Below are 23,668 nucleotides of genomic sequence, written 5' to 3' on the forward strand. Positions count from 1 at the left end.
CGGGGGTTTCCGCTAAGCTTCTGAGCATTAAACACATTAGCTTCAAAATCGAGCGGCTGGGACATCACATCACGCTATTTTTGGTTTCCGAGATGCGAGGTGCCCCGCTACACATAAGAGGTTTAGCGAAAGTCACCGCGAGTTATCGCGCTTCTTAGGTGAACTGCGCATCGAAAGCTTGGAACGCTCAAACCACTTCCTTCTGCACAACCAGATCTGGTGGGAGCAAGCCACGACCTTGGCCCATATCAACCACCTGCCGTAAACCATGCCGCGTTTTTCCTGTTGCTCCTCCTGGCCGGCTGCCTGCTCGACCGCCGTCTCTGTGCTTTTTCGCCTCGCTCCCCTTAGGCTGGGAAACCAAGTGGCGATGATTTAGGTGGATTTAGGGGTGTCATATGTGGCGTGGGTCGGCTAGAATACAACTGTATCTTCGTTAAATAAATGCCCTAAGTTGCAACTGATAATTCATCTCAATAAAGCGTGAGGTGAGGCCATGGATGCTTCGGATAAACGGTTGCGCCTGTTGCTCTTGGTTACGGTATTTGTTGCCGGAACCAGTCTCGGCATCGGCGTTGCCACTTTTGAATATGCCGAGGGCACCTCTTATTTCAGCAAAGACCCCGAGGCCTGTGTTAACTGCCACATCATGCGCCCGCAATACGACAGTTGGTTGAAGTCGAGCCATCGCAGCGCGGCCACCTGTGTCGATTGCCATTTGCCCCACGAAGGTTTGGCGAAATATCTCGCCAAGGCCGAAAATGGCTGGAACCACTCCAAAGCCTTTACCCTGCAGAACTTCAAAGAACCGATCCAAATCAATGAAAAGAACAGTCGCACGCTGCAACAGAACTGTCTGTCGTGTCACGCTGCATTGACCCACGGCATGACCGCCTCCCAGGCGTTTCCCGATGCCGAGGCACCAAAGCCGGGACAATTCTCCTGCGTTCATTGCCACCAAGACGTGGGCCACGGCGAGCGCGCCACCATGGGCGTGCTCGACAGCTATCCCGGCCGCGCCGGTTTGCAGCAGTTGCGCAAAAGCTTAAAAAACCAATGACACCCCGGCGCGAGGAGGGTTCGATGGCCGATCAAAACAAGCGTTCTTTCTTCACCAGCCCCATCTTTTTGGTCGTGACGCTGTTCCTGGGCATTGGCGCGGGTGTGTTCGCGACCATGCTGCTCTTAAATGTGTTTGAGCGAAAAGTGGAAGCCCAGGCGACCTTTGTTCCCCTGGTGACCGTCACCGAGGACGATACCGATCCCGCCAAATGGGGACAAAACTGGCCGCGCCAGTACGAATCCTACAAAAAAACCGCGGTTTCCACGCGTACCCGCTTCGGCGGTCACGGTGGCTCCGAGGCTTTGCCCGCGCAAAAAATTGAGCGCGATCCCTGGTTGCGCCGCATGTTTTTGGGGTACGCCTTTGCCATTGATTACCGCGACCGCCGCGGCCACGCCTACATGTTGACCGACCAGGAAGAAACCGAACGGCAGAGCAAACCCCAGTCCGGTTCGTGTTTGCACTGCCACGCCTCGGTTATGCCCCTCTACCGGCAGTTGGGTGACGGCGACGCCATGAAAGGTTTTACCGGGACCCACGCCATACCCTACGCCGAGCTGAACAAAATGCTGCACGAAACAGGGGAGGCCCATCCGGTCTCTTGTGTTGATTGCCACGAACCCAACACCATGGGCTTGCGGGTGACCCGGCCGGGGTTCATCAAGGGCATCCAAGCCTTGGCCGAATCCGACGCCGAGGTACCCCATTTACCCTCTATTTTGGCCTGGCGCGAAAGCAATCGCAAAACCGCCTACGATCCCAACACCATGGCCTCCCGCACCGAAATGCGTTCCTTCTCCTGCGGCCAATGCCACGTTGAATACTATTGTTCCTCCGATTTTCCGCTCACCTTTCCCTGGGGGAACGGCATGAGTGTTGAACAGCAGGAGCGTTTTTGGGACGAAACCAAGCTGTCTAGCGGCGAACGCTTTTACGATTACAAACACAAGGAAACCGGTGCCGAGATTCTGAAAGCCCAACACCCCGAGTTCGAGTTGTGGAGCCAAGGAATCCACGCGCGCAGCGGGGTGTCTTGCGCCGATTGCCATATGCCGTATATGCGCGACGGCGCTTTAAAAGTGAGCGATCACTGGGTGCGTTCACCGCTGCTTAACATCAGTCGCGCCTGTCAGTCCTGCCACCATTTTTCCGAAAAAGAGATTCAGGCGCGGGTGGATGTGATTCAAGACCGCAACCACCGCCTGTTGCAAAACGGCGGCAAGGCGATTATTGCGCTGATCGACGCCATTGTCGCGGCCAAGGAAGCCGGCGCCAATGACGCGCAGCTGCATGCGGCGCGTGAATTCCAGCGAAAAGCGCAGTGGCGCCTCGACTTTATCGCCGCCGAAAACTCGATGGGTTTTCATGCGCCCCAGGAAGCGGCGCGCATTCTCGGCGAAGCCTCCGACCTGGCCCGCCAGGGTGTCGTGGCCGCGATGAATTGGGAAAAACAACCCCAGGCTGCTTCCAAAGCACGACCCCATTAAGTTCGCGCCACACACGAATTTTGAATTTTGACGCCAGGTTGGTTTGGAGGAGGGCGCTACCGCGGCGCGCCCCGATCCCAAACAACAACGGTGTCGAAAGGCACATCGGCCTTTGGCCTGGTGTTCTATGGGAGGGGGTTGAGAAATGGGCGTAGAAGTGTTTTTTAGCCGATAAATTGACTCAGCTTCACGTCTTGGGTTAAGCGTGGGTTACTGGTTCTCTTAGATGCGAACGCTTTTACCTAAGCCGCGCGCTAAAATCACCGTGACTAATTGCGCTTCTTAGGTTTTCGCTTCAAAGTAGGGAGAACGTCGACTGGAGGCACCACCGTCACGAACGTCCTGAAAATGTAAGGTTGAAAGATGGTCATTGTTTTTTGTGTTTTGAGTTTGTTTGGGATAGGTCAATCTGGTTCTGTCGGCCTCTTTCAACCGCTTTTTCCAAGGAATTTTGCCCAGGGAGATGATGGGTCCTTTTATATTTTGGATGCCCGTGAGCACAAAATTCGTCATTATTCGCAGCAAATTACGTTACTGAACGAATTTGGATCACGTGGAGAAGGACCGGGTGAATTTTTCTTTTCTGACGGGATTAGCTTTTTTGACGGGGTGGTTTATATTGAGGACGCTGTCTTCTTTACGCTTTTCGATTCAAGAGGGAAGCCACTCCAGAAGATCAAGAAACCTTTTGATGCCGATTGGTTCCCTACCGGTAAAAGTTGGATTGCCTATAACCTAAGAAGCGCGATAACTCGCGGTGATTTTCGCTAAACCTCTGGGCTGCAACGGCCTGTAAAAATGCTCACCGCACCCACTGGGTGCGCTTCCGCTTTTTCCAAGCCATTTCGCTCCAGATCTTTAACGAAAATCCCACGCTCTTATCGCGCTTCTTAGGTATAAACGGCCACTCACGAGCGGTAAGGTTGAGCTCATTTGGTTTTCAAAAGATTTTAAGGAGCAAAAGGTATTAGATGTTGATCATGATACCACCTTTGAAGGGAATCGATTCAACCCAGCAGGCAGGCCGATTCCACCCGCATTTTCCAAGCAGCGGCATCGGCTTGCGAAAGCCGACAAGAATCGATTTTTAATTCGTGTTTTCGACACCCACCGTGGAACCTTGTTTCATGTGCTTGAACCTAAAGTGTGCGATTCGGGTGGATGCAATTGCTTAAGATGTTGGAGCGAAAGGTGTTGGAAAAAGCGCAGGCGTACCTGGAAGGTACGTCGAGCATTTTTACTGCACCTTGCAGCCCAACAGGTTGAGCAAGTGCGCCACCAAGAATCGCTCAATTTAGGTTGAGGAACAGGTTCGTCTTGTTCCTTTTGATAAGGCCTGGGGAGAGGAGACTGCAAAAAAGATGCTTTCAATGATGCAGGCACATCATGCTCTTGAAGTTACGCCGACAGAATTTCATTTTCCTGATTTTTTTTCTCCCATCCTCCGAGTGGATTACACGGTCGATGATCATCTGGTCGCTTTTGGGATGTTGCGGCCAGGCCGATTAAAACCCGACTTTGCGTTTGATTTGACGGGTAAGCGCATTCCCATAAGAGGGCGTCCCAATGATTATATTTTTAAAGTTCTTATGAAACATAATGGCTATGCTTATGTTAATTGCTACGAGGATGAAGAAGTGTTTATTCGGCGGGTTCCGCTTTCAGAACTCGAGCGTTTCTTGGCAAACAAGAATCATCAATAACCTGCGCACTTTTTTTGATTTAAGGATTTGATTCTTCAAATATAGTGGCGTTTTCAAAGAGCAGGCATAAAACCTAAGAAGCGCGATAACTCGCGGTGATTTTGGATAAACCTCTGGGCTGCAACGGTCTGTGAAAATGCTCACCGCACCCAATGGGTGCGGTCGGGCGCGACCCCGGTCCGCTTTTTCCAAACCATTTCGCTCCAGATCTTTAACCAAAATCCCTCGCTCTTATCGCGCTTCTTAGGTAAAAAAAGGGCGACGTCTTGCCCTGACGTCGCCCGTTCGAGGTTGGGTGGGTTTCACCCAGATGTCAAACCCACCCTTCTGCAAAGGTTTGATTTAGAATTTGAAACCCAGGTCAATCGTGATCGTGCGTGGGTTTTGGTAGTGGGCGGCGACCGTGCCTTGTCCGAAACGGCTGCCCCGTTGGTAGTGGACCCCTTCGACCGGGGTTTCCGTGGCCAGGTCGAAGGCCGGTGCGCCCGAAATGGCGGAAACCGTTTTATTGCCGTCGATTTGGCTGTCGCTGTTGAACAGGTTGTTAATGTCGATTTGCATGAACAGTTCGTACCGGTTCATCAACCGCAAGCTGTAGTTGACGCCCAGGTCGACCGAGGTCATGGCGTCCCATTTCAACGCGTCGGGGTCGGTGATGTCGTAGTTGATGCTGCGCGGTGGACTGCGGTAGGGCAGGGTGGCGGGATCGGGCAAACCGAATTCCGTTTCCCGACCGCGAATGGGGATGCTGTAGGACATGCCGTAGGGCGTACCCGAGAAATAACTCGCGAGCGTGCTGAAGGTGAAGTCACCGACGGTGGTGTTCAGGTCGTAGGCCGCCCACAAGCGCAGGCTGTGTTCGCTCATGTCCTCGGCCAATCCCGTCAGGTTGGTGCGCGGGTGGTTGAATTCGGGATAGGTCGTGGTGGTTGAGGTAGCCACCGCGCCGGAACCACTGGTTTCGCCAACAATGTTGGTGTTGGTTTGGGCGAAGGTGTAGTTGCCGCCCAGGTTGAAGTTGTCCGCGAAGCGGTATTGACCGGAGAGGTTAAAACCCTTGTAATCGCGTTCGTAGTTGCCGTTGTCGTTGGCCAGCACGGTGCGGTCCACGCCGTTGGTGGTGCGGCCGGTGGTGCTGTTGATGTTGCGGGCCAAGAAGTTGCCGTACTCGCGCAGGATGAAATCGGTTTTGAAGTAACCGCGGTTGCCCAGCTTTTGTTTGTAACCCAAGCTGAACTCCGTCACTTCAACACCGTCCAAGCCGCCTTCGCCGACCACAATCGGCAGCGCTTCCGGGGTGACTTCCGGGGTGTAGGTGTTGTAAATGCTCCACTGGTTGTTGAGCACATCGGGGTCCAACGCCTCGGCCGCGGCCACCCCGCCCTCGAAGTTCTCCTCCATCCACTGGAACACATCGGCGATTTGTTCCGTTTGCGGGCCGTTGTACAGCCATTGAATGACCGCCGGCGTCCCCGCGGTGGAGCCGTCCTGGGCGGCGTCGTTCAGCTTGCCCTCGTAGACGTTGTAACCCAGGCTGACCTGATGCACGCCGTCACCGAAGGGATCAAGGGTCGCGGTCAGACGCGGGCTGAGGTTGTTGGTGCTCGACAGTTCTTGGCCGTCCTCGGCGGCGGTGCGGTTCTGCGAATAACGCAGGCCCACGTTGAAAAAGAAGTGTTCGTTCAGGGTCCACACATCGTTGAGGAAGGCCGCCCGCGTGGTGAAATCACTGCCCTGGGAAATGTTGGCTACCGGAAAGTACAGAATCCAAGCCGCGGTGGCGTCGTCCGTGCCCGGGGTGAAAATCGGCACCACCTGGTCGCCGTCCCAGCGCGTCCAACGCGGGCGCAATTGCCAACCGTTGGGGGATTGGTGGTTGTTCTCGTTGCGTTCTTCCGTGATGCCTTGCCCGCCGAAGGTGATGTCGTGGGAACCCAGCTTCGGGGTGTTGAGGAAGTAGGAGAATTTCAGGTTCCAGTTGTGGCTGTTGCGTTGGTTCGTGGCCCCGTTGCCAAAGGGCGCGTGGCTGAAGGCGCTGTTTTGGTCGCGGTGAACCAGGTTGGTGCCCGAGATGCGGTCGCTGTCCGCGAAACCGGTTTGCAAGGAGCTGTTGCGAATCGCGTAGTTGGCGTCGACCGTTAAGGCCGGGCTCAACAGGCCGCGGTAGTTCAGGGTGGTCAAATCGCTGGGATAGGCCGAGTTCGGGGCAAGTGCGCCGCGGTCCAGAGAACTAAATACCTGGCGTTCCGCGACATCGACTTCGTCTTCCAAATAAGAGGCGACCAGGGTGTGGCCCTCGTAAAGGGTGCCCGTCAGTTTCAGTTGCATCCGCGTTCGGGTGGTTTCGGTGTTAAAGCTCTCGGCGCCCGGTGCCGTTTGGCCCGTCGGGAGACCCAAGGCCTGGGCTTGTTCGTCGGAGAGCGGGGAACCTTGCTGGAGTTGGTTGGTGATTTCCGTGTCGAATTTGCGGCCCGAGGTGGCGAACCACAAGCGGTCCTTGATGATGGGCCCGTTGGCGGTGAAGGTGAATTCCTTGTTGATTTTGTCGACGTTTTCGCTTCCGGCTTGCAATTCCAGTGGGTTCCGCGCCGTCCAATCTTCGTTGCTCAGTTGGGTGCGGAAGGTGCCGTGGAATTCGTTGCCGCCGGACTTGGTGATGCTGTTGACCATGCCGCCCGCGAAGAAACCGAACTCGGCCGAGGCATTGCCGGTGATCACCTGGGTTTCCTCGATGTCGTCCTCGATGAAGAGGTCGTCGGCCGCGCCGCGAATGCCGTCCTGGTTAATAAAGGCGCCGTTCAGCATGAACACGTTTTCGGTAGAGGCGGCGCCGTTAATGGAAATGCCGCTGTTGACCGGGCCGTTGGTGACGCCGGGTGCCAAGGTGGCGATGGATTCGAGGTCGCGGGCGCGGGGCAACTTTTCCACAAAATCGCCGTCGAAGTTGCTGGAAATTTGGTGGGTGTCCAAGGCTGTTTCGCGATCCGCGGTGACAATCAAAACCTCTTGGGTGCTTTCCGGCCGCATCACCATCCTCACGCGGGCGGTGGCGCCGATGGTGACCCTGGCTTCCTGTTTGAGCGTTTGGAAGCCGGTCATGGTGGCGGTGATTTGGTAGGTGCCCGGCGGGAGCAGACGGGCCAGGAACAGGCCTTTCTCCGCGGTGACCAGGGTTCGCGAGCCCTGCAACGCCGGTGATTCGAGCAACACCGTGATGCCGGGAAGCGGGCCGCCGAGTTCATCGACAACGGTGCCGGTTAAGTTGCCGGTTTGTTGGGCGAAAGCGGGTGTGAGCGCAAAAAAGGCGCACCACAGGCACCATACCTTGCGGTATTTGGAAATAACCATGATTTTCTCCTTGTGTTTCAACAATAGGATTCGCAGCCGGGTCCTCATTATTGCGAGTGACCCAAATCGAGACATAGCAAGGCCATAGACGAGCTCGGTCGCCATGTTACGGCCCTCGGCTGAGGGAGATACGACCCTCGGTTGAGGGAAATAGAACCTAAAGTGTGCGATTCGGGTGGAGGCAATCGTGCAAGATGTTGGTGCGAAACTTGTTGGGAAAAGCACAGGCGTACTTGTAAAGTACGTCGAGCATTTTCACGACAAGTTACAGCCCAACAGGTTGTGCGAGTGTCCCGCCAAGAATCGCTCAATTTAGGTAACAGGACGAAACATTGTGTTCGCCACGAAAAATGGAACCGATGCCGCAATGACACGAGACGGATGGGAATGGATGAAACAACCGCAAGGCGGCAGTCCCCAATCCGGGTGTCGGCATCGGCAAAAAGGGTCTTCCATGAGATCAATTACGTACCCACGCGTGGCTTGATCTCTGGTGATCACCACCGGTTCCATTCAGAACAGGGGTGCAAATGACTTCGCCTGAATCCTGCGATCCAGGGGTAGCGCGTGGTTCCCTATGGCGAAAAGCAACGGTGCCTGACCCGGGCGACCGAGGATTCCCACGGGGGTCAAAGTCCCAAAACGACCTTGAACACTGAGTGCGCGTCCCACCGGCGGCTGTTATTCGCATAACGGCGGGGCGTTGCCGATTTGATAAATCGTAAACCTTCATGAACGGCCCGGCGTCGTGACGCCCTCCACCGAACTTTTGGTTTTGCTCAGTCTTACTTGTGATTAGCGATTTTTAGCAGAAAAACCGGACATTTTTTTTGGGGTATATTGCGCTGGTTTTTGAAGTCCAATGCGTCTCACCCGCCCGGTTATCCGAAAAAACGAACGGGCTTTGCATTTCCCCTAGAAACTTTTTGAAATTTATTCCGTATGGCTCGCGGCGGACGAAATCCTAACCACGATCAGGTTGTTTTTATGTAAGTGATTGGTAAAGATGAGCTTGTTTGTTGCCGGCGCCAAACCCTTGGTGGGTGCTAATTAAGGCCGTGTTCCTTGAGCTTGTAGAGCAGGGAGCGCAGCGAGACGCCCAGGTGTTTGGCCAGCGCTTTGCGATTGTGGGGGTAAAGTTCCAGCGCGCGTTGGATCAGCACCGCCTCGACCTTGGCCAGATCGCCCTTGAGCGTGCCCGTGTCGGGCAGTTCGCCCTGTTGCAGGCCCGCGCCGTGGTCTTCTTCCGGGATGCTCAGTGCTTCAATGGGCATGTCCGTGATCATGCTTTGCAGCAGGCGGTTGCGCAAGTCGTGAAAGTGGCCGGGGAGGGACAGGCCGCGCAGGTGTTCCAAATCGGTTTGATTCGGGTGCGTTGATTGGATGTTCATTTCGCGTTTGAGTTGCGCGCACATGGCCTCGGCGACGGCATGGAAATCGAGCGGTCGTTGCGCGGGCGTCGGCAGCGCGATTTCACTGCCGGAAAGGCGGAAATAGAGATCCTCGCGGATGGCGTTTTCGTACATCAGGTTGCGCAAGGGAATGCGGCTGGTGAACACCAAGCGACCGACAAAAACCCGCTCGCGGTTGGCGCCCACCGCGCGGTACATGCGTTCTTGAATGAAGCGCAGCATTTTGGCTTGGACGGTGAGCGGCCAATCCTCCAGACCCTCAATCACCAAGGTGCCTTGACCGGTTGCACCGGCCAGACCGCCGTAATCCTTGGTTGCGCCGCTGAAGGCGCCTTTTTGGTGGCCGAAAATTTGGCTTTCGAACAAGCCCTGGGTCATGGCCGCGGCTGGGTGGAACAACAGCGGTTCCGAATCGCGGTCGCCATGGCGGTGCAACAACTCGGCGACGGTGGTTTTCCCCACGCCGCTCGGACCCGTCAGCACCAGCAGGTTGGTCTGAGCCAGCAGACGTTTGGCTGTTTGGTAGCGTTCCTCCCAATTGGGATGGCGGCTGTACTCGCAGGTCATTCGCGAACCGTCCAGTCGTCCGGTTTGTCCTGCAGCCACGCGCGCAGGTAGGGTTCGCCCGCCGTGTTGCCGTGGTAATAAACCACCAGCAGGCGGCCGTCGAGTTGGGTTATATCGCTGTAACCGCCGTCGTAGATGTTGCCGGGGAAGGTGTCGAGTACCAGGTCGGGCGCGTCTTCGAACGGACGGCTCAGCGCCGTCCCCGCCACCGGCTTTGCCTCACAGCCTTCCTCGTTTTCGTCGGAGAGGATGGTGCGGTAGCTGAGGTACACGCGGTTTTCAAAAACCACCGCCATGGGGGCGTGGGCGTGACTTTGCCATTCCACCGGCTTTGACCATTGGTTCAGGTCGGGGGAGGTGGTGTGGTAGAGGGCAAAGGGTTTGCCGTGTTTGCGGCTGAACAAATGCCAGGTGTTTTCAAAAAAACACAGCGAGGATTCGTTTAGTTGTAGGGTGTCTGTTCCCGACGCGGGCGCGGCGAACACGCGCCATGCCGCACCGGGTTGGGTCCGCTTGGTGGCCAGCAGAAAAGGTTCCATCAAAACGCCCGGTTTGGTGCCGCCGTATGCGGGGAACAGGAAATCGTCACCGTGGACGAAGGCTTTGCCGTAAAAAACAAACCAGTGCAGGCCGGGCACCGTGACCGCTTGGCGGTCGGGGAAGGAGAGGTCGCGGCTAAAGCTGACAAAAGAGAACATGCCGCGGTTTTTGTCAAAGTACCGGGTGGCCAGGCTGGTTGTCTCCCCGAGGGGGCTGACAATTGCGTCCATTTCGTTGTGACCGGTTTTGCCGAAAAGCGTCGCCGTCTGGGGCTCGGGACAGCTGTCGGTTTGTCCTTCCAAATAGGTGAGGAGGGCTGCTTTGTTCCAAGCCGCGCGTTGCACCGTCCCCCCAAATCCGTGGGTGCCCCATTTGCCTTTTTGGCCCTGTCGATAAAAGAGATAAAAGGAATCGCCGACCGTGACGCAGGTCGGGAAGGCGCTGTATTGGCCGGCGGCGCGGGGGACCAGGGTTTTAATCGGCATGGAACCTCAATCTGTGTTAGGTGCGGCGGTGAAGGTAGAGGTGGGTGCGTCCCCAAGTATAGTCCACTTCAATTTGATCGACCAACTGCAAGAAGGTGCATTCGGGCCAATCGGTGAGCGGATAGCTGGCGGTGATCACCCAGGCATCGCGGTGCAAGTCGGCCATGGCCGTGATCAGGTCGCCGATTAAACCTTCATCGAAGCCGGTGCCGTACAGGTAAACCGCATCGGCGGTGGTGAAGTCCACATCGCGCACATCGGCCAAGACAAACCGCAATCCCTGCCGGTCGCCGAGCAGGCGGGTTTTGAGCCATTCGGCCTTGTGGACGAAGGTGGGCACGTAATCGATGCCGAAAGTGGTTAGGCCGGCAACCAGGTGCAACCAAAAACAGGTACGACCGCGACCGCAGCCAAGTTCAAAAAAACGGTGGCCGGGTTGTAAATCGCAGCGTTTGACGATGTGCGCCAGAATGCGCAGCGGCGTTTCGCCGTAGCGGAAGACATCGGCCTCGCCGCGCTGTTCGAGAAAGGTGCGACTGACGCGGTAGGCGTTGTGGGGCAGGTAGAGCCATGCCAGCAAAAGATCGGCGAGGGCGAAGCGGGGACGGGTGTAGTACCTTAGCTCGCCGAGGTAATCGCGCCACTCGCGCAACCAGGCATGCAGGGCGGTGGCGGCTGAATGGAAGGGGTTGAAGGAAACCTTGTTCACCGGTTGTGTTCCTTTTTCGGAATAAAGGCCGTTCGATGCGCCGAACAACCCCATTCTAACGCGAATGGATAAGGCTGTAAGATTTTCCCCGAGCCCTTGTTTTATTGGGGTTTTCGGTCATGTGGCGTGGAACTTGAATGGCGCATAGGCATCAAGCATCGTTTTACCCACAACAGCCGTCTGTTCGACTTGTTATTGCCAGAGCGCGACGGCGGGTAAGGCGCTGTACCTCACCTCCGTTCGCGCGGGTTAAGGGTCGCGCGGCGGGGGAATGTGACCAACCAACCGCCTCGGCCCGTTTTCCATGAGGGAACGCGGTGTTGAGACGGCACAACATTCCTTTTAAGTGGGAGCACTACCAAATGGCAGATCTCGAATATTCTATCTCTGACGAACGACTCTCTTGGCCCGCGAAAGGCCAATCCTGGGAGGCCGTTTCCGGTCCTTTCGGCAACGGTGCGTTGCCCGTGGGCGAATACCTGGTGAAGCGCAACCGCGTCACGTCCTTCACCGATGCCATCGGCCCTAGTTTCCGTGATCCCAGCGGCCAAGGTTTCTTTTTGCCGCTGGAACCTCAGTTCAAAACCACGCGTTCCGGCTTCGGGATTCACCCCGACGGCGGTGTGCCGGGTACCCTGGGTTGCATTGGCCTGAAAGGCGGCACCAAGTCGTTCTACGACACCTTAGCCGGTGCGCCGTTCCAAGACCTGACCCTCGAAGTGAAGAACTAGGTTTTTCCTCGCGTTCGGGGCTGCCGCCGCGCGGCTCCGTGCGCGTGTCTTTTTTAGCGGAGTGCGTCGCTGGAAACCACCGTCCAGGTGTCGGCGGCGTCGATGTCGATGCGGGTGATCGAACCGTTTTTAATCGCGAGCCGGCGCGTTTTTTCTTCCGGCGGCAGCGCGCGACGCAAGGCGCAGCTCACCACCCCGCCGTGGACGACGACCAGCAAGCGTTGGCCTTGTCGTTCCCGCGCCATGTTCCCCAGCGCCTGGGTAACCCGTTGGAAAAACGCGGCATAGGTTTCGCCGTTGGGTACCGAGAATTCGGGCGTGGTGGAGGCAAACCGTTTGAACCAATCGGGGAACTGTTGTTTGAGTTCGACGGCGAGGCGGCCCTCGTAATCGCCGAAGTCGAGTTCGCGCAGGCGCGGTGCTTCGATGACCGCTTGCCCTTTTTGGCGGGCGACGGGCGCGGCGGTATCGCGGGCGCGGCTTAAATCGCTGGCAAAAATCGCGTCATAGGTAGTATTCGCTAGTTTGAGGGCCAGCGCCTCGGCCTGATCGCGGCCAACCTGGTTGAGTTCGATATCGGTTTGGCCTTGGATGCGGCCCTCGGCATTCCAAGCTGTTTCCCCATGGCGCACCAAATAAATCTGACAAGCTTCCATCATCGCCTCCCCGTGTTGCGGGCCCATCATACATCAAGGCGCCGGCAAAGTGGGTTGCTGGTTGTACCCTGTGATACCAAGCCGGGTTTGGGCAAAAAATAGGCGCCCGCCGACCCCAAGCGAACATAAAAACCCGGGACTTCGGCGGATTTTATAAGTCAAATGATTTGAGTAGGTTAGTGAAAGCTAGCGAAAATTCGCAAGATTTCAAAGGTGCCAAAAACAGACATCTGCGAAATCGGCCTCTTAACATACTGGGAATAAGTGTGTTAAAAAGGCTGCAGTCGCAACGGCCTACGGGTCGTTGCGCGGATGGAAACATCCTCTGGGCGCGGTAATGCATGTAGCTGACGTCGCAACGGCCTACGGGTCGTTGCGCGGATGGAAACTCGCCGGTACCGGGGCAGATGAGCATCAACACAGTCGCAACGGCCTACGGGTCGTTGCGCGGATGGAAACCATTTTCCCGTGGGTGTCGCAGTTCGACGGGGTCGCAACGGCCTACGGGTCGTTGCGCGGATGGAAACTTCGTTAATGCGCTTCAAAAGATCATCGGCGAGGTCGCAACGGCCTACGGGTCGTTGCGCGGATGGAAACGTAGAGGGCTAGCCGATTAGCTCGGCTAGGCAAGTCGCAACGGCCTACGGGTCGTTGCGCGGATGGAAACGATGCTATCAAAGTAGATGCCTTGTTTGAACAGTCGCAACGGCCTACGGGTCGTTGCGCGGATGGAAACTACCTCAGTTCGAGATAACACGTCCCGCGGAATGTCGCAACGGCCTACGGGTCGTTGCGCGGATGGAAACTGGGAAAAGGCCGACGCCACGCCACACAGCCGGTCGCAACGGCCTACGGGTCGTTGCGCGGATGGAAACACGCCCGGCATCTCCTCGGCTTTAGCCCAAACGTCGCAACGGCCTACGGGTCGTTGCGCGGATGGAAACTCGCCGGTAAAATCGGCGAGGCCTGCCTTGATGTCGCAACGGCCTACGGGTCGTTGCGCGGATGGAAACATCACCACGGAGTCGCCGGCCGAGGTGTACAAAGTCGCAACGGCCTACGGGTCGTTGCGCGGATGGAAACATCGTGGTCTTACCGGTAACAGACGGGTTGCTACGTCGCAACGGCCTACGGGTCGTTGCGCGGATGGAAACAGTCCTCGCCGCCATTCACGGCCGCCGGGAAAGTCGCAACGGCCTACGGGTCGTTGCGCGGATGGAAACAGTCCTCGCCGCCATTCACGGCCGCCGGGAAAGTCGCAACGGCCTACGGGTCGTTGCGCGGATGGAAACTCGTGAGTCTCGATGTTCATCATTGGGCCAACTCGTCGCAACGGCCTACGGGTCGTTGCGCGGATGGAAACGTCTGGGTCGCCCGGATCAATAGGGCCACCACGTCGCAACGGCCTAAGGGTCGTTGCGCGGATGGAAACGTCTCCACCGGTTCCGGCCTGTTCGATGACCAGTCGCAACGGCCTAAGGGTCGTTGCGCGGATGGAAACTTGCGTGTTATCCAACACGCAAAACACACCGTAGTCGCAACGGCCTAAGGGTCGTTGCGCGGATGGAAACGCTGTATACCGCGCGGCATATCTCGATGGCGCGTCGCAACGGCCTAAGGGTCGTTGCGCGGATGGAAACAGAAAAGTCCGAGAAGAGGACCCAAGCAAACTGGTCTCAACGGCCTACGGGTCGTTGCGCGGATGTCAACGCGGACCTGGTTGTTTTAGTGCATCCATAGTGCGTCGCAACAGCCAACGGGTCGTTGCGCTTCGTGATCGCGGCCTAAAGCAGGGGTTGGCGGCTTTTGGTGACGGTTTCGATGGCTGTTTGGATCGCCAGCACGTTTTGGTCGTATTTGTTGCCGCCGTTGAGCTTCGTGGCGGTGTCGAGCATTTCGCCCAACACTTCCAGCGCCTTGTCGTGGTGGAACTTGTTGTCGGTGCCGTCCACCAAGGTGGCGATGCTTTCCGCGTGCTCCTGTAACGCTTTCATTTTGTTACCGTCCGACTTGCCCGAAAGTTCCAAAAACGCCGTCGTGTTGCTCAGGTACTCCAGCCGTTTGGGGACCGGCATCTCGGTTTTTAAGAGTTCCGTCATGTTGCTCAGGGCGCGATTGGCCGTGGTTTTGGCCAATGAAGGATCGTTGGTGTTTTGGGCCAACGCCAACTGAAAACGGGGGAGCTGCTGACGGGCGAACAGTTTGGCCTCGTCTGACGAGCGCAGCCGGCCCAGCAGGTTGGTTAAATCACCAACGGTCGTTGTGCTGTACTTGGTGATGTCCTGTTTGTTCATGCCGTCGTAGTCGATGTTGTTGAGCAGTAACTCGCCTTCCTTGAGGTAGGACATGTTGGTGCCGAGGCTGCCGATTTCCAGCGCGGTGCTGGCGGCGTCGGTCAGGTTGTGCACCTCCTCCAGCTGCGTTTCCGAGTTGGTGGCCAGGTTCGATTGGATGTCGAGGGATTGCGTCCACTCCTGCATGCGGATATGGCCCGCCATGCCGTCCTGTAAGTTGTGGGTGACCTTGACGAAATCGGTGAGCGAGGCGTTCGAACCCTGCAACAATTGACCGGCCACCCACTCGCTTTCCACCGCGCCCCGTTCGGTGAAGTCACGGACATAGAGGTTGGCGTTGTGCTCGAAATCACGCACATGGTGGTCCGATTTGGTGAAGGTCCGCGTGGCCAAGTCAAATTCGAGCCGATCCTTAACCACCTGGGGAATGGAATCACTGTTGGTGTTGGTGCCGTCCAAGATCGAAAACTGGTAACTGTGGGTTAATTCGTGGGCCAGTGTTTTGAAAATCAAGGTTGGGTCGTTGCTTTCCATGGTTTGGGCGCGCAGGTTCATGTTGTTGGTGCCAAACAACTTGCTGCGCTCCGCCGAGTCCGAACTCTGGTTGAGTTGCAGTTCTACCTCGTTGGGGTAGCCGTGGGTTTCCGCGTGAAGTTTCATGAACGCTTTCACCGCTACCTCGCGGTCGTCCATGCTGAGATCTTTCCAAACATTGGTGTTGGGGTTAAAAATCTCCTTGAGATCGACTTCTTTCTCGACCTGCTTCACGGTGACTTGGACCTTGGTGTCCGACATTTTATCGACCATGGTTTTCACCATGTCGAAGCGCATGCCCCGTTCCACCGCGGCGTGATCGACTTTGCCCATGGAGAGTTTGGGGGCGAGGGCGCGCACCACATTCCCCATCGAGTGATCGCCGTTGATGGCGGCATCGATACTGTCGTTGACAATGGCCGTTTTTAATTCAATGGTCATGGCGCGCATGGAATTGGAGATTTGATCGCCTTGGCCCGCCGTTTTCATATCAGAAGCTTTTTGGGCCAGGGCGCGGCCCACCAACATCACCACCTTGTCGGCCGAGGTACCGTGGACGCCCGCGAATTTGTTGATCACACTTTCCACGGCGGTGCGGACATAACCCTTTTGGGTGTTGTTGAGGTTGTTGGGCCATTCCATTTCGTCGTCGAACTTGTTCATGATCAACTTGGTGGCCGTTTGCCGATCCACCGGTCCGTCAAGGAGTTGTTCACGCAGGGTATCGGCCTGGCTAATAATGTCGACAATATCGTCGCCGGTCAGGCCGGATGTGCGCACGTGGGCGGCGGCATCGAAGTTGTCTTCGAAACTGGTATTGAGAATTTCGTTCATCGCCTCGCGGGCGATGGCCGGGGTGTAGTGGGACTCCAAGGTGGTTTTGAGCGCATTAAAAATGGCGGTATTTTGTTTGCTGGAGGTGGGCGTCTCTTGACCGACCACCTTGCTGTTCGACAGCTTGCTGAGCCTGGCCGACTGGTCTTCAATTTTGTTGCCGAAGTTTTGCATTTGCGATCGCGAAATCGACATAGTTTACTCCCTTCACCGGTAAAACTTGGTCGGGGTGGCCCGGCCTGGGTTAAGCAAATTGGCGGGGATCAAACTGTTGCATCAGTTGCGCCGCATCAAGGGGTTTGGCAGCCTCGTTTTGGTTGCCCTCTTCCGCTACCTCGTTGGATTTTTTGACGATGGCGGTCCATAATTCGGCCGTTTCCAGCATGCCTTCCACGGTTTCCCGCAAAATATGGGGCTCCAGTTCCAGGAGCGGCAAACGATCCTGCAAAACCATCGAGGCGTATTCTTTTTCGTAGGCGAGGGTGGCCCCGCTGGTGCGTCGCCAAAACAAATTGGAGGTCATCGCGTATTCGATGATGTTTTCCCGGTTGCGTTCCGGTAACTGACCCAGGATGACAAACAACAAACAGGATTCATCCGCGGCCAAATACTGAAGATTAAGCTCAATGCCCTCGGGAAACCGGAGCATGCCCAAACCTTCTTCGCTGAATTCCGGTGGCTCAAGGTGCAGCGATTCCGCCAGTTCCGTGGCTTGAGTAATAAGCTGTTGTTTCATCATAAAGCCTTCTTTCTATGTGAGGATGCCGCCGAGATCAGGAGTGGTTAGGCAAAGCGGCCGGGGTCGAAATGGAAGCTGGGCGCGGCGCCGGTTGGTTCGGATGGAACATGATCGGTTGGCGCCGCATCCTGGTTTTCGGTCGGCGCCATCTGGGCGGCGCGTCGGAGAATGTCGGACCAAACGGCGGCAACCTCGGCCATATGGGTCACCTTTTCTTGGAAATCGGCGGGATTGAGGCCCACCAGTTGAATGCGGTGTTGCAGGACAAGGGATTGTCGGTCGTCGTCAAAGGCGAGGGTTGCGCCGCGCGTGCGTTGCCAAAAAAGATTGGAAAACAGACAGTGTTCCAAAACTTTGGGGAGCACGTGTTCGGGAACCCGTCCCAAAATGACGAAAACCACCACGGCTTTTCGTTCCGCAAAGTACTGGAAACTGAAGACAACCTGGTTGTCGTAAACAAGGTGGGCGTAATCATCACTTTTGAATCGTGCTTCCGGTCCGCCGAACGCCTCCGACAAACCCGACACGACCTCGCGAAAAATCTCCTGGTCGTCCATGGGCTACCCGCTATGTGAAAAAATGTTGACTTAGCGTTATTCTAGTGAACTCGTCACTTAGTTGCAAAACATCTTGTGAGATTCAGTGTTTTTACGGCTCGTGGGTTATTCACCCCGGTGGCTCGTTTGACGTGGTGTTGGGCGGTGACGGCCATCGAATCAGTCTCATGAACCGGGATGGGTTCATGAGCGTCATTTGGATCAACTCATTCTTTTGGTGTGAAAAATTCATTTATCGAAAACGGGTGTCTCGGGTAGAATCCGATCATTCATTGATGCGATGACCATGGTCTCCTAGGGGCCGACCCGATACGGGTCCTCATCCTTGACCAATCGCTTTCGTCACAGGTGTTTGCCCGTTGCCGGCTTATGGCCTTCCTCACAAAATCCTTTATACAACCTTGCCGTTGATGCACGACGGCACATCGATTTTGAGGAGGAAACCATGACTTTCGTTTGTTTGAAACAGGGTCTGTGTTTTTTATTATTGGGCGTTTTGTCTCTTTCTTTTGCCCAAAACCCAACCGAAAATTTTCGTCAACTCGCCACCTTTGATGTGGGAACATTCTCACTCGGGGCGACACCCCTATCCTTTGAAATTACCGAACGACGCCGCGATAACCGTTACGAGGTGGTTCGCGGCATCGTCACCGAACCCGGCGGCGTGACCGTTATCGAATTGCGCAACCTTACCGCTGTCCTGGATCACGAGACGGAGACCTTGGTGGGTCTGCTCGACCTCTACACGCGTTCGGTTTCTATTGATGAAACCGGCGCACGTCGCACCAACACCAAAAATAAACGGGGACGGCCCGCCGAGGTTTGCGTCGCCCCGCACGAATCCCACGATGCTTCCGCACGCACCAACAAACATCCCGACATTTTGCCGGTGTTGCCCGAACGGGACGGCAGCGGTCGCGCCATTGTGGATGTACTGGTGGGTTTCTCGGATCGTGCGGCGGAGACCGTCGGCGATATCGAGCGGGAAGCGCTGTTCCAAGTGGAAACGGTGAATACTTCCTTATTAAATAGTGGGGTCGAGGACATCTTCTTGCGGGTTGTCGGCGCCGCCACCCACCCCGCAAACCCCGGAATCATCGTTGAAGCCTTGAATGACGGGCGGGAATGGTTTGCCGAGGAGATCGAAGCGCTGGCACCAGACCTCATTGCCTTGATGCAAATGCCGACCGATGCACCCGGTAGTGCCGGTGGTTATGCGCCGGTTGGTGGTGATATCAGTGTCAACGGCGTGATTTGGCCGACGGTGCTCCGGCATGAAATCGGACATAACGTGGGTGCGAGCCATTGTCGCGATGACAACACGAGCGGCTACAACTTTGGCTATCAGCCGGGTTATTCCTTTGACGCCGGCACCGCCATGTGCGGCAATTCGATCAGCATCTACTCCACCCCCACGGTGGCCGACAACGAGGGGCGCCTGTTCGGGGTCGAGGACGCGCAGGATGTCACCCGCGTGTGGCGCGAGCGGATCGGCTTTTTGTCGGGCCGACGGTCGCACCGGGTGCCATTTGAGGGAGAAATCATTTGGCCGCAACATGTTGAGGCCGAGGATTACGAAAGCGCCTTCGACTTTACCCCCGGCAACCTCTTTGGTGAATACCGCGGCGGCGATGTTGACATTCGCGCCTATGCCTTCGAAGAGGGTTACTTCGTCGACTGGATTATGGGTGGTGAATACATGACCTATCCCATTGCATCCCATGAGCAAACCGCGGCAACGGTGACCCTGCGCGTGGCTTCGCGTCATTCCTGGGGCAATGTTTACCTGGCCGCGGATGGGGTGATCCTGACGCGTTTGGCGATTCCCAATACCAGGGGCGGTTGGCGGGAAGTGTCCACCGAAATCGACCTGCCCGCCGGTACCGAATCCCTCACGGTCCTCGCCGATTTCGGATGGTTTGCCTTTGATTGGATTCGTTGCGAACGGGAGAGCCTGCCGACGGTATCGGCCCCGTTCCACATCGAAAACGAATGGATCACCGGCGGATTTCTGAGCACCGTGGAGGGCAAGGTGACCTATTCGCGGAGCGGCGGTGAATACTCGGTGTGGGTGTTGGAGCGGGCTGCCGCTGAGCCGACTATCCGTTTGCGGCACCCGGATGATCGCGAGCAGTACCTCCAATTCGACGGCGAACGCTTGTCCTTTGGGCCACTGGGGGCGGAATTGGAGCACGCGGACTGGCTGTGGGAATACCACGGCCTCGGCACGATTTGGTTGCGGCCGGTGATTGACCCCAACAAAACGTTGAATTACGAACGCCAGATCCCCGAGGTCAGCGAAAGTGAGGCCGGTTGGTGGAGCGCGCGCTGGTGGCTCCGTCCCATCAATCCTTAATCTCTCATCCTTGCGACGTCGCCTGATGGGTTGGCGTCAAGCGTCCCCCGGTGGTATTGAGACCATCGGGGAACGCTTCTTTGACCATTAAGACCGCGCCGGCACAGCCTGGCCGGTCGGGGCCGCCCATGCTCCCGCGTCATGGGGGTCAGCGGATGAGGAACGGCAGGCTGTTGACCCAGTTGAAACCGCGTTCTTCCAAGAAGTAGGCCGGTTCGATTTTTTCCAGGGTGTAGACCCAGTGGCCGTCGCCCTCGGTCGGCACAAACAGGTGGAGCTGCTGTTGTTCCGACCACCAATAGTGCAAGGTGGGCGTGGGCCAATCGACCGCGTGGGTGAACAGTGCGCGGGGCGTGTGCAGTGCATCGATGACCGGCTTGGTGCGTTTGTTTTGGCAGCGGTTGATCTGGCGAATGCTCTGGTTTTGTTCGTCAATGCGAAAGGCGCGACGGGAAACCTTGCCGTCGATGCGTTTGACCCCGCCGGATCGACCCCCTTTCGCGACCACGAAGCTGTGCCACAGGTTGCGATCTGCCGAGGTGACCGGTCGCCGGCCTTCGCCTTGATCCACGGCAATGACGCGGTAAGTACCGTCGAGGGCGGTAGGCGTGACATCGCGGCGCTGTTGGTCGATGCTGACGGCTTTATTAAACATGAAACCGGAGGCCGCGACCATGACCGCGGCGGTGAGCATTTGGGCGATTTTTTCGCGGCGCGGATCACGAAAAAGGGGCGGCAGGGTTTGTGCCGGTGTGGCGTCGAGGCTGAAAACCAGCGCGTTCACGCGGCGCCGGTTGCAAACCAAAAGAGAGGCGCAAATCAGCACGAAGTGAAATGCGATGTTTTTCACCGAAACATCCATCATCAGTTCAAAGAGGAATAGGTAAAACGTGGCCGCGAGCGACCTTCTTTTTTTAAAATCATTGTGTGGATGGAAACAAAATTTAGCTTAGCTGCGAACGCGGGGGTTCGGGGCGACAGTGGTTTGGGTTAAAAGGACGGGCCAATGCTGAGGTAAAAGCTGTGGCGGTCTTTTTCGGCAATGCCCACGGCCAGGTATACCGGCCCGACACGGGTATCGGCGCCCAGGGTGAAGGTTGCCGTGTAGCGCAGGTCGCCAAAGTCCACCGCGTCACGTGTCTGCCACATATTGCCCATTTCGAGCCAGCCGCCCAGGTAGACGCCGTCCCCAATCGGCGCCGGAAGGCTGGTGGCACGGTACAAATAAGTGGGTCGCAGAATCGCGTAATGGGAGCCAATCAACTCGCCTTGTTCATAAGCTGAAAAGGAGAAAAGCCCGCCGATGCTGCTTTGGGCATAAAAGGGCAGGGGCTCGTTTTTGAGGCCGCTTGCCGTTTCGAGCCAGCCCAAAAAGGTGTGGCGCCCGAACGATTTGGTGAACACAAGGTTGAAGGTTGCCGAGTCGAAATCATCATCGGAGCCCATCTTCTCGCGAACGGATAGCAGGCTCAAGGTGCTGAGCATGCCCTGTTTGGGAAAGGCGCGATTGTCGAGGCGATCAATGACCAAAGAGGTGGAAATGCCGCCCAGGGTGACGCCGTCCAAGGCGTTGGCTTCCGGGGAATCGAGTGGGCTGAAATCAACGTCGTACTTGGCGGTGACATAGCGGGTACGGAATTCCCCGTAGGCGCCGAGGTTGATGCCCAGATCCAGGGTGAAGCGGGAAAAGATGGTTTCCAATTCCACCGGCTCACCGCCGGCGGCGAGCTGGGATTTATCGCGATCAATGCCCACTTGGGGCGCGATGAAGAAGCGCCCACCGAAATCGAGCGGTTGGTAGAATTCGCTGTTGAGGCGCTGGATATCGCCAAAGATGAAGTCGGTCCGCAATTCGGCGCCGAGCGCGTTGAGGCGCGTGTTGGTCAAGTTGATCAGGGGCAGGATGCGGGTGTTTTGGTCGTCGTCGATGCTGGTGTTGACCCCGAAGTGCATGTAGTTGGGTCCCCAGAACTTCTCGCGAATCAGAATGCGCACATGAAAGCCGCCCTCGGCGGGTTTTAGTTGGAAATCGACCAGTTCGAAATCGCCGAGGCCGAACACCCGGTCCAGATCGCGGCGCAGCTTGGGAAGGTCCAGCGGGTCACCTGGCTTGAGCCGCAACTGACCGCGCACCACCCGTTCGTCGACGCGTTTGAGGCCGACGATGTCCAGCGACACCACGTGTTGCGGTTTGGGCGGTGGTTGGATGCGCTGCTGTTGGTAGCTGTTGTAGGCGGATTCCGAAACCGACCATTGGGTAAGCTGATCGACGACCGCCTGGGCCGCTTGTTCGCCGCGGTTGCGGATTTCGGCCGTGGCGGCAAAGTCGAGTGTTCCGATATCGCTAATGGGGGGCACGATTAATAAATCGGCCAGTTCGAGTTGCTGTTCCACCTCTTTGCGGCTGAGGATGCCCATGGCTTGGGAAGAGACATCCATGATGGTGATGATTTGTTCGCGTTCACGCAGGGGAAGGCCGATGTCCACGGCGATGATCACGTCGACATCCATGTCTTTGAGAACTTGGATGGGGAGGTTGTTGACCACGCCGCCGTCGACGAACATCCGGTCGTTCATGGCGATGGGGGCGAACATACCGGGCAGGGCCATGCTGGCGCGAATGGCCTTGGCGAGATCGCCGCGGTGGAGCGCAACGGATTCGCCCGTGACGATGTCGGTGCCCATGGCGCGGTAGGGGATCGGCAGTTGATCGAAATCGGCGAGGTGGGCCACGCCCAGCGTGTGGCGGCGCAGGAAGAAGTTGAGCTTTTGGCCGGCGCTCAGCCCGGTGGGCAGGCGTACGCCGTCGCGGCCGATGCCGATCTCAAAATCGAAGAGGAAGCGTTGGTCTTCCGCCTTGCGGCGAAAGGTGCGGTCGCGGCGGGCGGGTTCATCGTCAAAGAGATCGGGCCAATCGAGGTCGGCCATGATCGCTTCGATGCGTTCGAGGGGCAGCCCGGCGGCGTAGAGGCCGCCCACCATGGCGCCCATGCTGGTGCCGGCGACGGCATGAATGGGAATGCGCTGTTCTTCGAGCACGCGCAAAACGCCCAAGTGGGCATAACCGCGCGCGCCGCCGCCACTGAGGGCCAGACCGATACGCGGTCCCTTTTGGGTGGCGTTGGGAAGTTCCTGGGCAAAAACGGGGTGCGCCGTTGCCGACAGCAACAGCAAGCACGGCCAAAGCAGGGTGGGGAGGCGGCGTAACCGGGGGGCGCGAAACCCTCGCGTAAGACAATGCTTGAGCAAAAGGCGCATAAAAGCCTCGCAAATGATGACATTGGATTCTTAGCAGTTTACCCATGCCCCAGGCTGAAAGCCAGGAATTCGCGACCTTTGCGGCCCGCCGCGACCCTCCCCACCGGCTGACCCCCGATATGGGACTTGGGTCTGTGAATAGTTGCTTGATTAGGCGATGAGGGAGACGCCGGCTGTTGGCGCCGCGGGCTGTTTCTCATGGGCAGCGAGAGACGCTTTTTATCGCCGAAAACGTGCCGGCCGATCCCAAGTCCGCAAAAAAAAGCATTTTCTTGTGCCTCTCGTAATCCTCGTTGGTAGGCTTACAAACTATCGATCACCGGTAAGGACTCCATTCCCACGGAACATTCCAGGGGCACCTGTCGGTGCTCCCTTGGACGCCCGTCCCGACCTTT

The 23,668-nt window shown here is 57.0% G+C and carries 16 protein-coding genes and 1 CRISPR repeat array; of the genes, 6 read left to right on the top strand and 10 right to left on the bottom strand.

All coding sequences use genetic code 11. From position 1 onward, the window contains the following. Positions 1-496: 496 nt before the first annotated feature. The 4 genes from nrfH (at position 497) to J3U88_RS29685 (ending at position 4,253) form a co-directional block, all read left to right on the top strand. The gene (gene nrfH, locus J3U88_RS29670; RefSeq protein ID WP_207862651.1) at positions 497-1,060 is read left to right on the top strand and encodes a cytochrome c nitrite reductase small subunit; all 564 of its coding nucleotides are present in this window, start codon (positions 497-499) and stop codon (positions 1,058-1,060) included. 23 nt (positions 1,061-1,083) lie between these two features. After that, the gene (locus tag J3U88_RS29675; protein ID WP_207862652.1) at positions 1,084-2,550 is read left to right on the top strand and encodes an ammonia-forming cytochrome c nitrite reductase subunit c552; all 1,467 of its coding nucleotides are present in this window, start codon (positions 1,084-1,086) and stop codon (positions 2,548-2,550) included. Between the two features lie 363 nt (positions 2,551-2,913). After that, positions 2,914-3,321: an NHL repeat-containing protein gene (locus tag J3U88_RS29680; protein ID WP_207862653.1), complete on the top strand. Its 408-nt coding sequence runs from the start codon at positions 2,914-2,916 to the stop codon at positions 3,319-3,321. 590 nt (positions 3,322-3,911) lie between these two features. Further along, positions 3,912-4,253, top strand: a complete 342-nt coding sequence (locus J3U88_RS29685; protein WP_207862654.1) for a hypothetical protein — start codon at positions 3,912-3,914, stop codon at positions 4,251-4,253. Positions 4,254-4,595: 342 nt separating this feature from the next. Here J3U88_RS29685 and J3U88_RS29690 read toward each other — a convergent pair whose 3' ends face one another. From J3U88_RS29690 to J3U88_RS29705, 4 genes are all read right to left on the bottom strand, one after another. After that, positions 4,596-7,601, bottom strand: coding sequence for a TonB-dependent receptor (locus tag J3U88_RS29690; protein ID WP_207862655.1), 3,006 nt, complete (start codon positions 7,599-7,601; stop codon positions 4,596-4,598). Positions 7,602-8,647: 1,046 nt separating this feature from the next. Then, on the bottom strand, positions 8,648-9,580 hold the full coding sequence (locus J3U88_RS29695; protein WP_207862656.1) for a sigma-54-dependent transcriptional regulator: 933 nt from the start codon (positions 9,578-9,580) through the stop codon (positions 8,648-8,650). Further along, positions 9,577-10,605 carry a hypothetical protein gene (locus tag J3U88_RS29700; protein WP_207862657.1) on the bottom strand — a complete coding sequence of 343 codons (1,029 nt, stop codon included), beginning with the start codon at positions 10,603-10,605 and terminating at the stop codon, positions 9,577-9,579. The genes J3U88_RS29695 and J3U88_RS29700 overlap by 4 nt, the downstream gene beginning before the upstream one ends. Positions 10,606-10,621: 16 nt before the next feature. After that, positions 10,622-11,314: a methyltransferase domain-containing protein gene (locus J3U88_RS29705; protein ID WP_207862658.1), complete on the bottom strand. Its 693-nt coding sequence runs from the start codon at positions 11,312-11,314 to the stop codon at positions 10,622-10,624. A 362-nt stretch (positions 11,315-11,676) separates the two neighbouring features. Between J3U88_RS29705 and J3U88_RS29710 the strand changes: the two genes are divergently transcribed. Next, entirely contained in the window at positions 11,677-12,045 is a 369-nt protein-coding gene (locus J3U88_RS29710) for a hypothetical protein (protein ID WP_207862659.1), read from the top strand. Positions 12,046-12,098: 53 nt separating this feature from the next. Here the strand turns inward: J3U88_RS29710 and J3U88_RS29715 are convergent, their stop codons facing one another. The 4 genes from J3U88_RS29715 to J3U88_RS29730 form a co-directional block, all read right to left on the bottom strand. Further along, positions 12,099-12,704, bottom strand: a complete 606-nt coding sequence (locus J3U88_RS29715) for a histidine phosphatase family protein (protein WP_207862660.1) — start codon at positions 12,702-12,704, stop codon at positions 12,099-12,101. Between the two features lie 280 nt (positions 12,705-12,984). Then, positions 12,985-14,411: a CRISPR direct-repeat array (repeat unit 37 nt; unit sequence GTCGCAACGGCCTACGGGTCGTTGCGCGGATGGAAAC). A 74-nt stretch (positions 14,412-14,485) separates the two neighbouring features. After that, a complete protein-coding gene (locus tag J3U88_RS29720) occupies positions 14,486-16,558 on the bottom strand; it encodes a hypothetical protein (protein ID WP_207862661.1) in 2,073 nt (690 codons plus the stop codon). Positions 16,559-16,607: 49 nt separating this feature from the next. Further along, a complete protein-coding gene (locus tag J3U88_RS29725) occupies positions 16,608-17,102 on the bottom strand; it encodes a type III secretion system chaperone (RefSeq protein WP_207862662.1) in 495 nt (164 codons plus the stop codon). Positions 17,103-17,146: 44 nt separating this feature from the next. Continuing rightward, on the bottom strand, positions 17,147-17,659 hold the full coding sequence (locus J3U88_RS29730) for a type III secretion system chaperone (protein WP_207862663.1): 513 nt from the start codon (positions 17,657-17,659) through the stop codon (positions 17,147-17,149). Positions 17,660-18,104: 445 nt separating this feature from the next. On the opposite strand from J3U88_RS29730, the gene J3U88_RS29735 reads away from it, so the two are divergent. Further along, positions 18,105-20,015: a carbohydrate-binding protein gene (locus tag J3U88_RS29735; protein WP_207862664.1), complete on the top strand. Its 1,911-nt coding sequence runs from the start codon at positions 18,105-18,107 to the stop codon at positions 20,013-20,015. Positions 20,016-20,163: 148 nt separating this feature from the next. On the opposite strand, the gene J3U88_RS29740 is transcribed toward J3U88_RS29735, so the two are convergent. After that, positions 20,164-20,865 (bottom strand): hypothetical protein, encoded by a 702-nt coding sequence (locus J3U88_RS29740; protein WP_207862665.1) that lies wholly within the window; start codon positions 20,863-20,865, stop codon positions 20,164-20,166. A gap of 140 nt (positions 20,866-21,005) precedes the next feature. After that, entirely contained in the window at positions 21,006-23,273 is a 2,268-nt protein-coding gene (locus J3U88_RS29745) for a patatin-like phospholipase family protein (protein ID WP_207862666.1), read from the bottom strand. Between the last annotated feature and the right edge of the window lie 395 nt (positions 23,274-23,668).

Origin of the sequence: Acanthopleuribacter pedis, from assembly GCF_017377855.1 — a bacterium.
Taxonomy (GTDB): Bacteria; Acidobacteriota; Holophagae; order Acanthopleuribacterales; family Acanthopleuribacteraceae; genus Acanthopleuribacter; species Acanthopleuribacter pedis.

Bases quoted from the DNA above. Each gene is read 5' to 3' on its own strand.
- nrfH (WP_207862651.1), top strand. From the start codon at position 497: ATGGATGCTTCGGATAAACGGTTGCGCCTGTTGCTCTTGGTTACGGTA.
- J3U88_RS29675 (WP_207862652.1), top strand. From the start codon at position 1,084: ATGGCCGATCAAAACAAGCGTTCTTTCTTCACCAGCCCCATCTTTTTG.
- J3U88_RS29680 (WP_207862653.1), top strand. From the start codon at position 2,914: ATGGTCATTGTTTTTTGTGTTTTGAGTTTGTTTGGGATAGGTCAATCT.
- J3U88_RS29685 (WP_207862654.1), top strand. From the start codon at position 3,912: ATGCTTTCAATGATGCAGGCACATCATGCTCTTGAAGTTACGCCGACA.
- J3U88_RS29690 (WP_207862655.1), bottom strand. From the start codon at position 7,601: ATGGTTATTTCCAAATACCGCAAGGTATGGTGCCTGTGGTGCGCCTTT.
- J3U88_RS29695 (WP_207862656.1), bottom strand. From the start codon at position 9,580: ATGACCTGCGAGTACAGCCGCCATCCCAATTGGGAGGAACGCTACCAA.
- J3U88_RS29700 (WP_207862657.1), bottom strand. From the start codon at position 10,605: ATGCCGATTAAAACCCTGGTCCCCCGCGCCGCCGGCCAATACAGCGCC.
- J3U88_RS29710 (WP_207862659.1), top strand. From the start codon at position 11,677: ATGGCAGATCTCGAATATTCTATCTCTGACGAACGACTCTCTTGGCCC.
- J3U88_RS29715 (WP_207862660.1), bottom strand. From the start codon at position 12,704: ATGATGGAAGCTTGTCAGATTTATTTGGTGCGCCATGGGGAAACAGCT.
- J3U88_RS29720 (WP_207862661.1), bottom strand. From the start codon at position 16,558: ATGTCGATTTCGCGATCGCAAATGCAAAACTTCGGCAACAAAATTGAA.
- J3U88_RS29725 (WP_207862662.1), bottom strand. From the start codon at position 17,102: ATGATGAAACAACAGCTTATTACTCAAGCCACGGAACTGGCGGAATCG.
- J3U88_RS29730 (WP_207862663.1), bottom strand. From the start codon at position 17,659: ATGGACGACCAGGAGATTTTTCGCGAGGTCGTGTCGGGTTTGTCGGAG.
- J3U88_RS29735 (WP_207862664.1), top strand. From the start codon at position 18,105: ATGACTTTCGTTTGTTTGAAACAGGGTCTGTGTTTTTTATTATTGGGC.
- J3U88_RS29745 (WP_207862666.1), bottom strand. From the start codon at position 23,273: ATGCGCCTTTTGCTCAAGCATTGTCTTACGCGAGGGTTTCGCGCCCCC.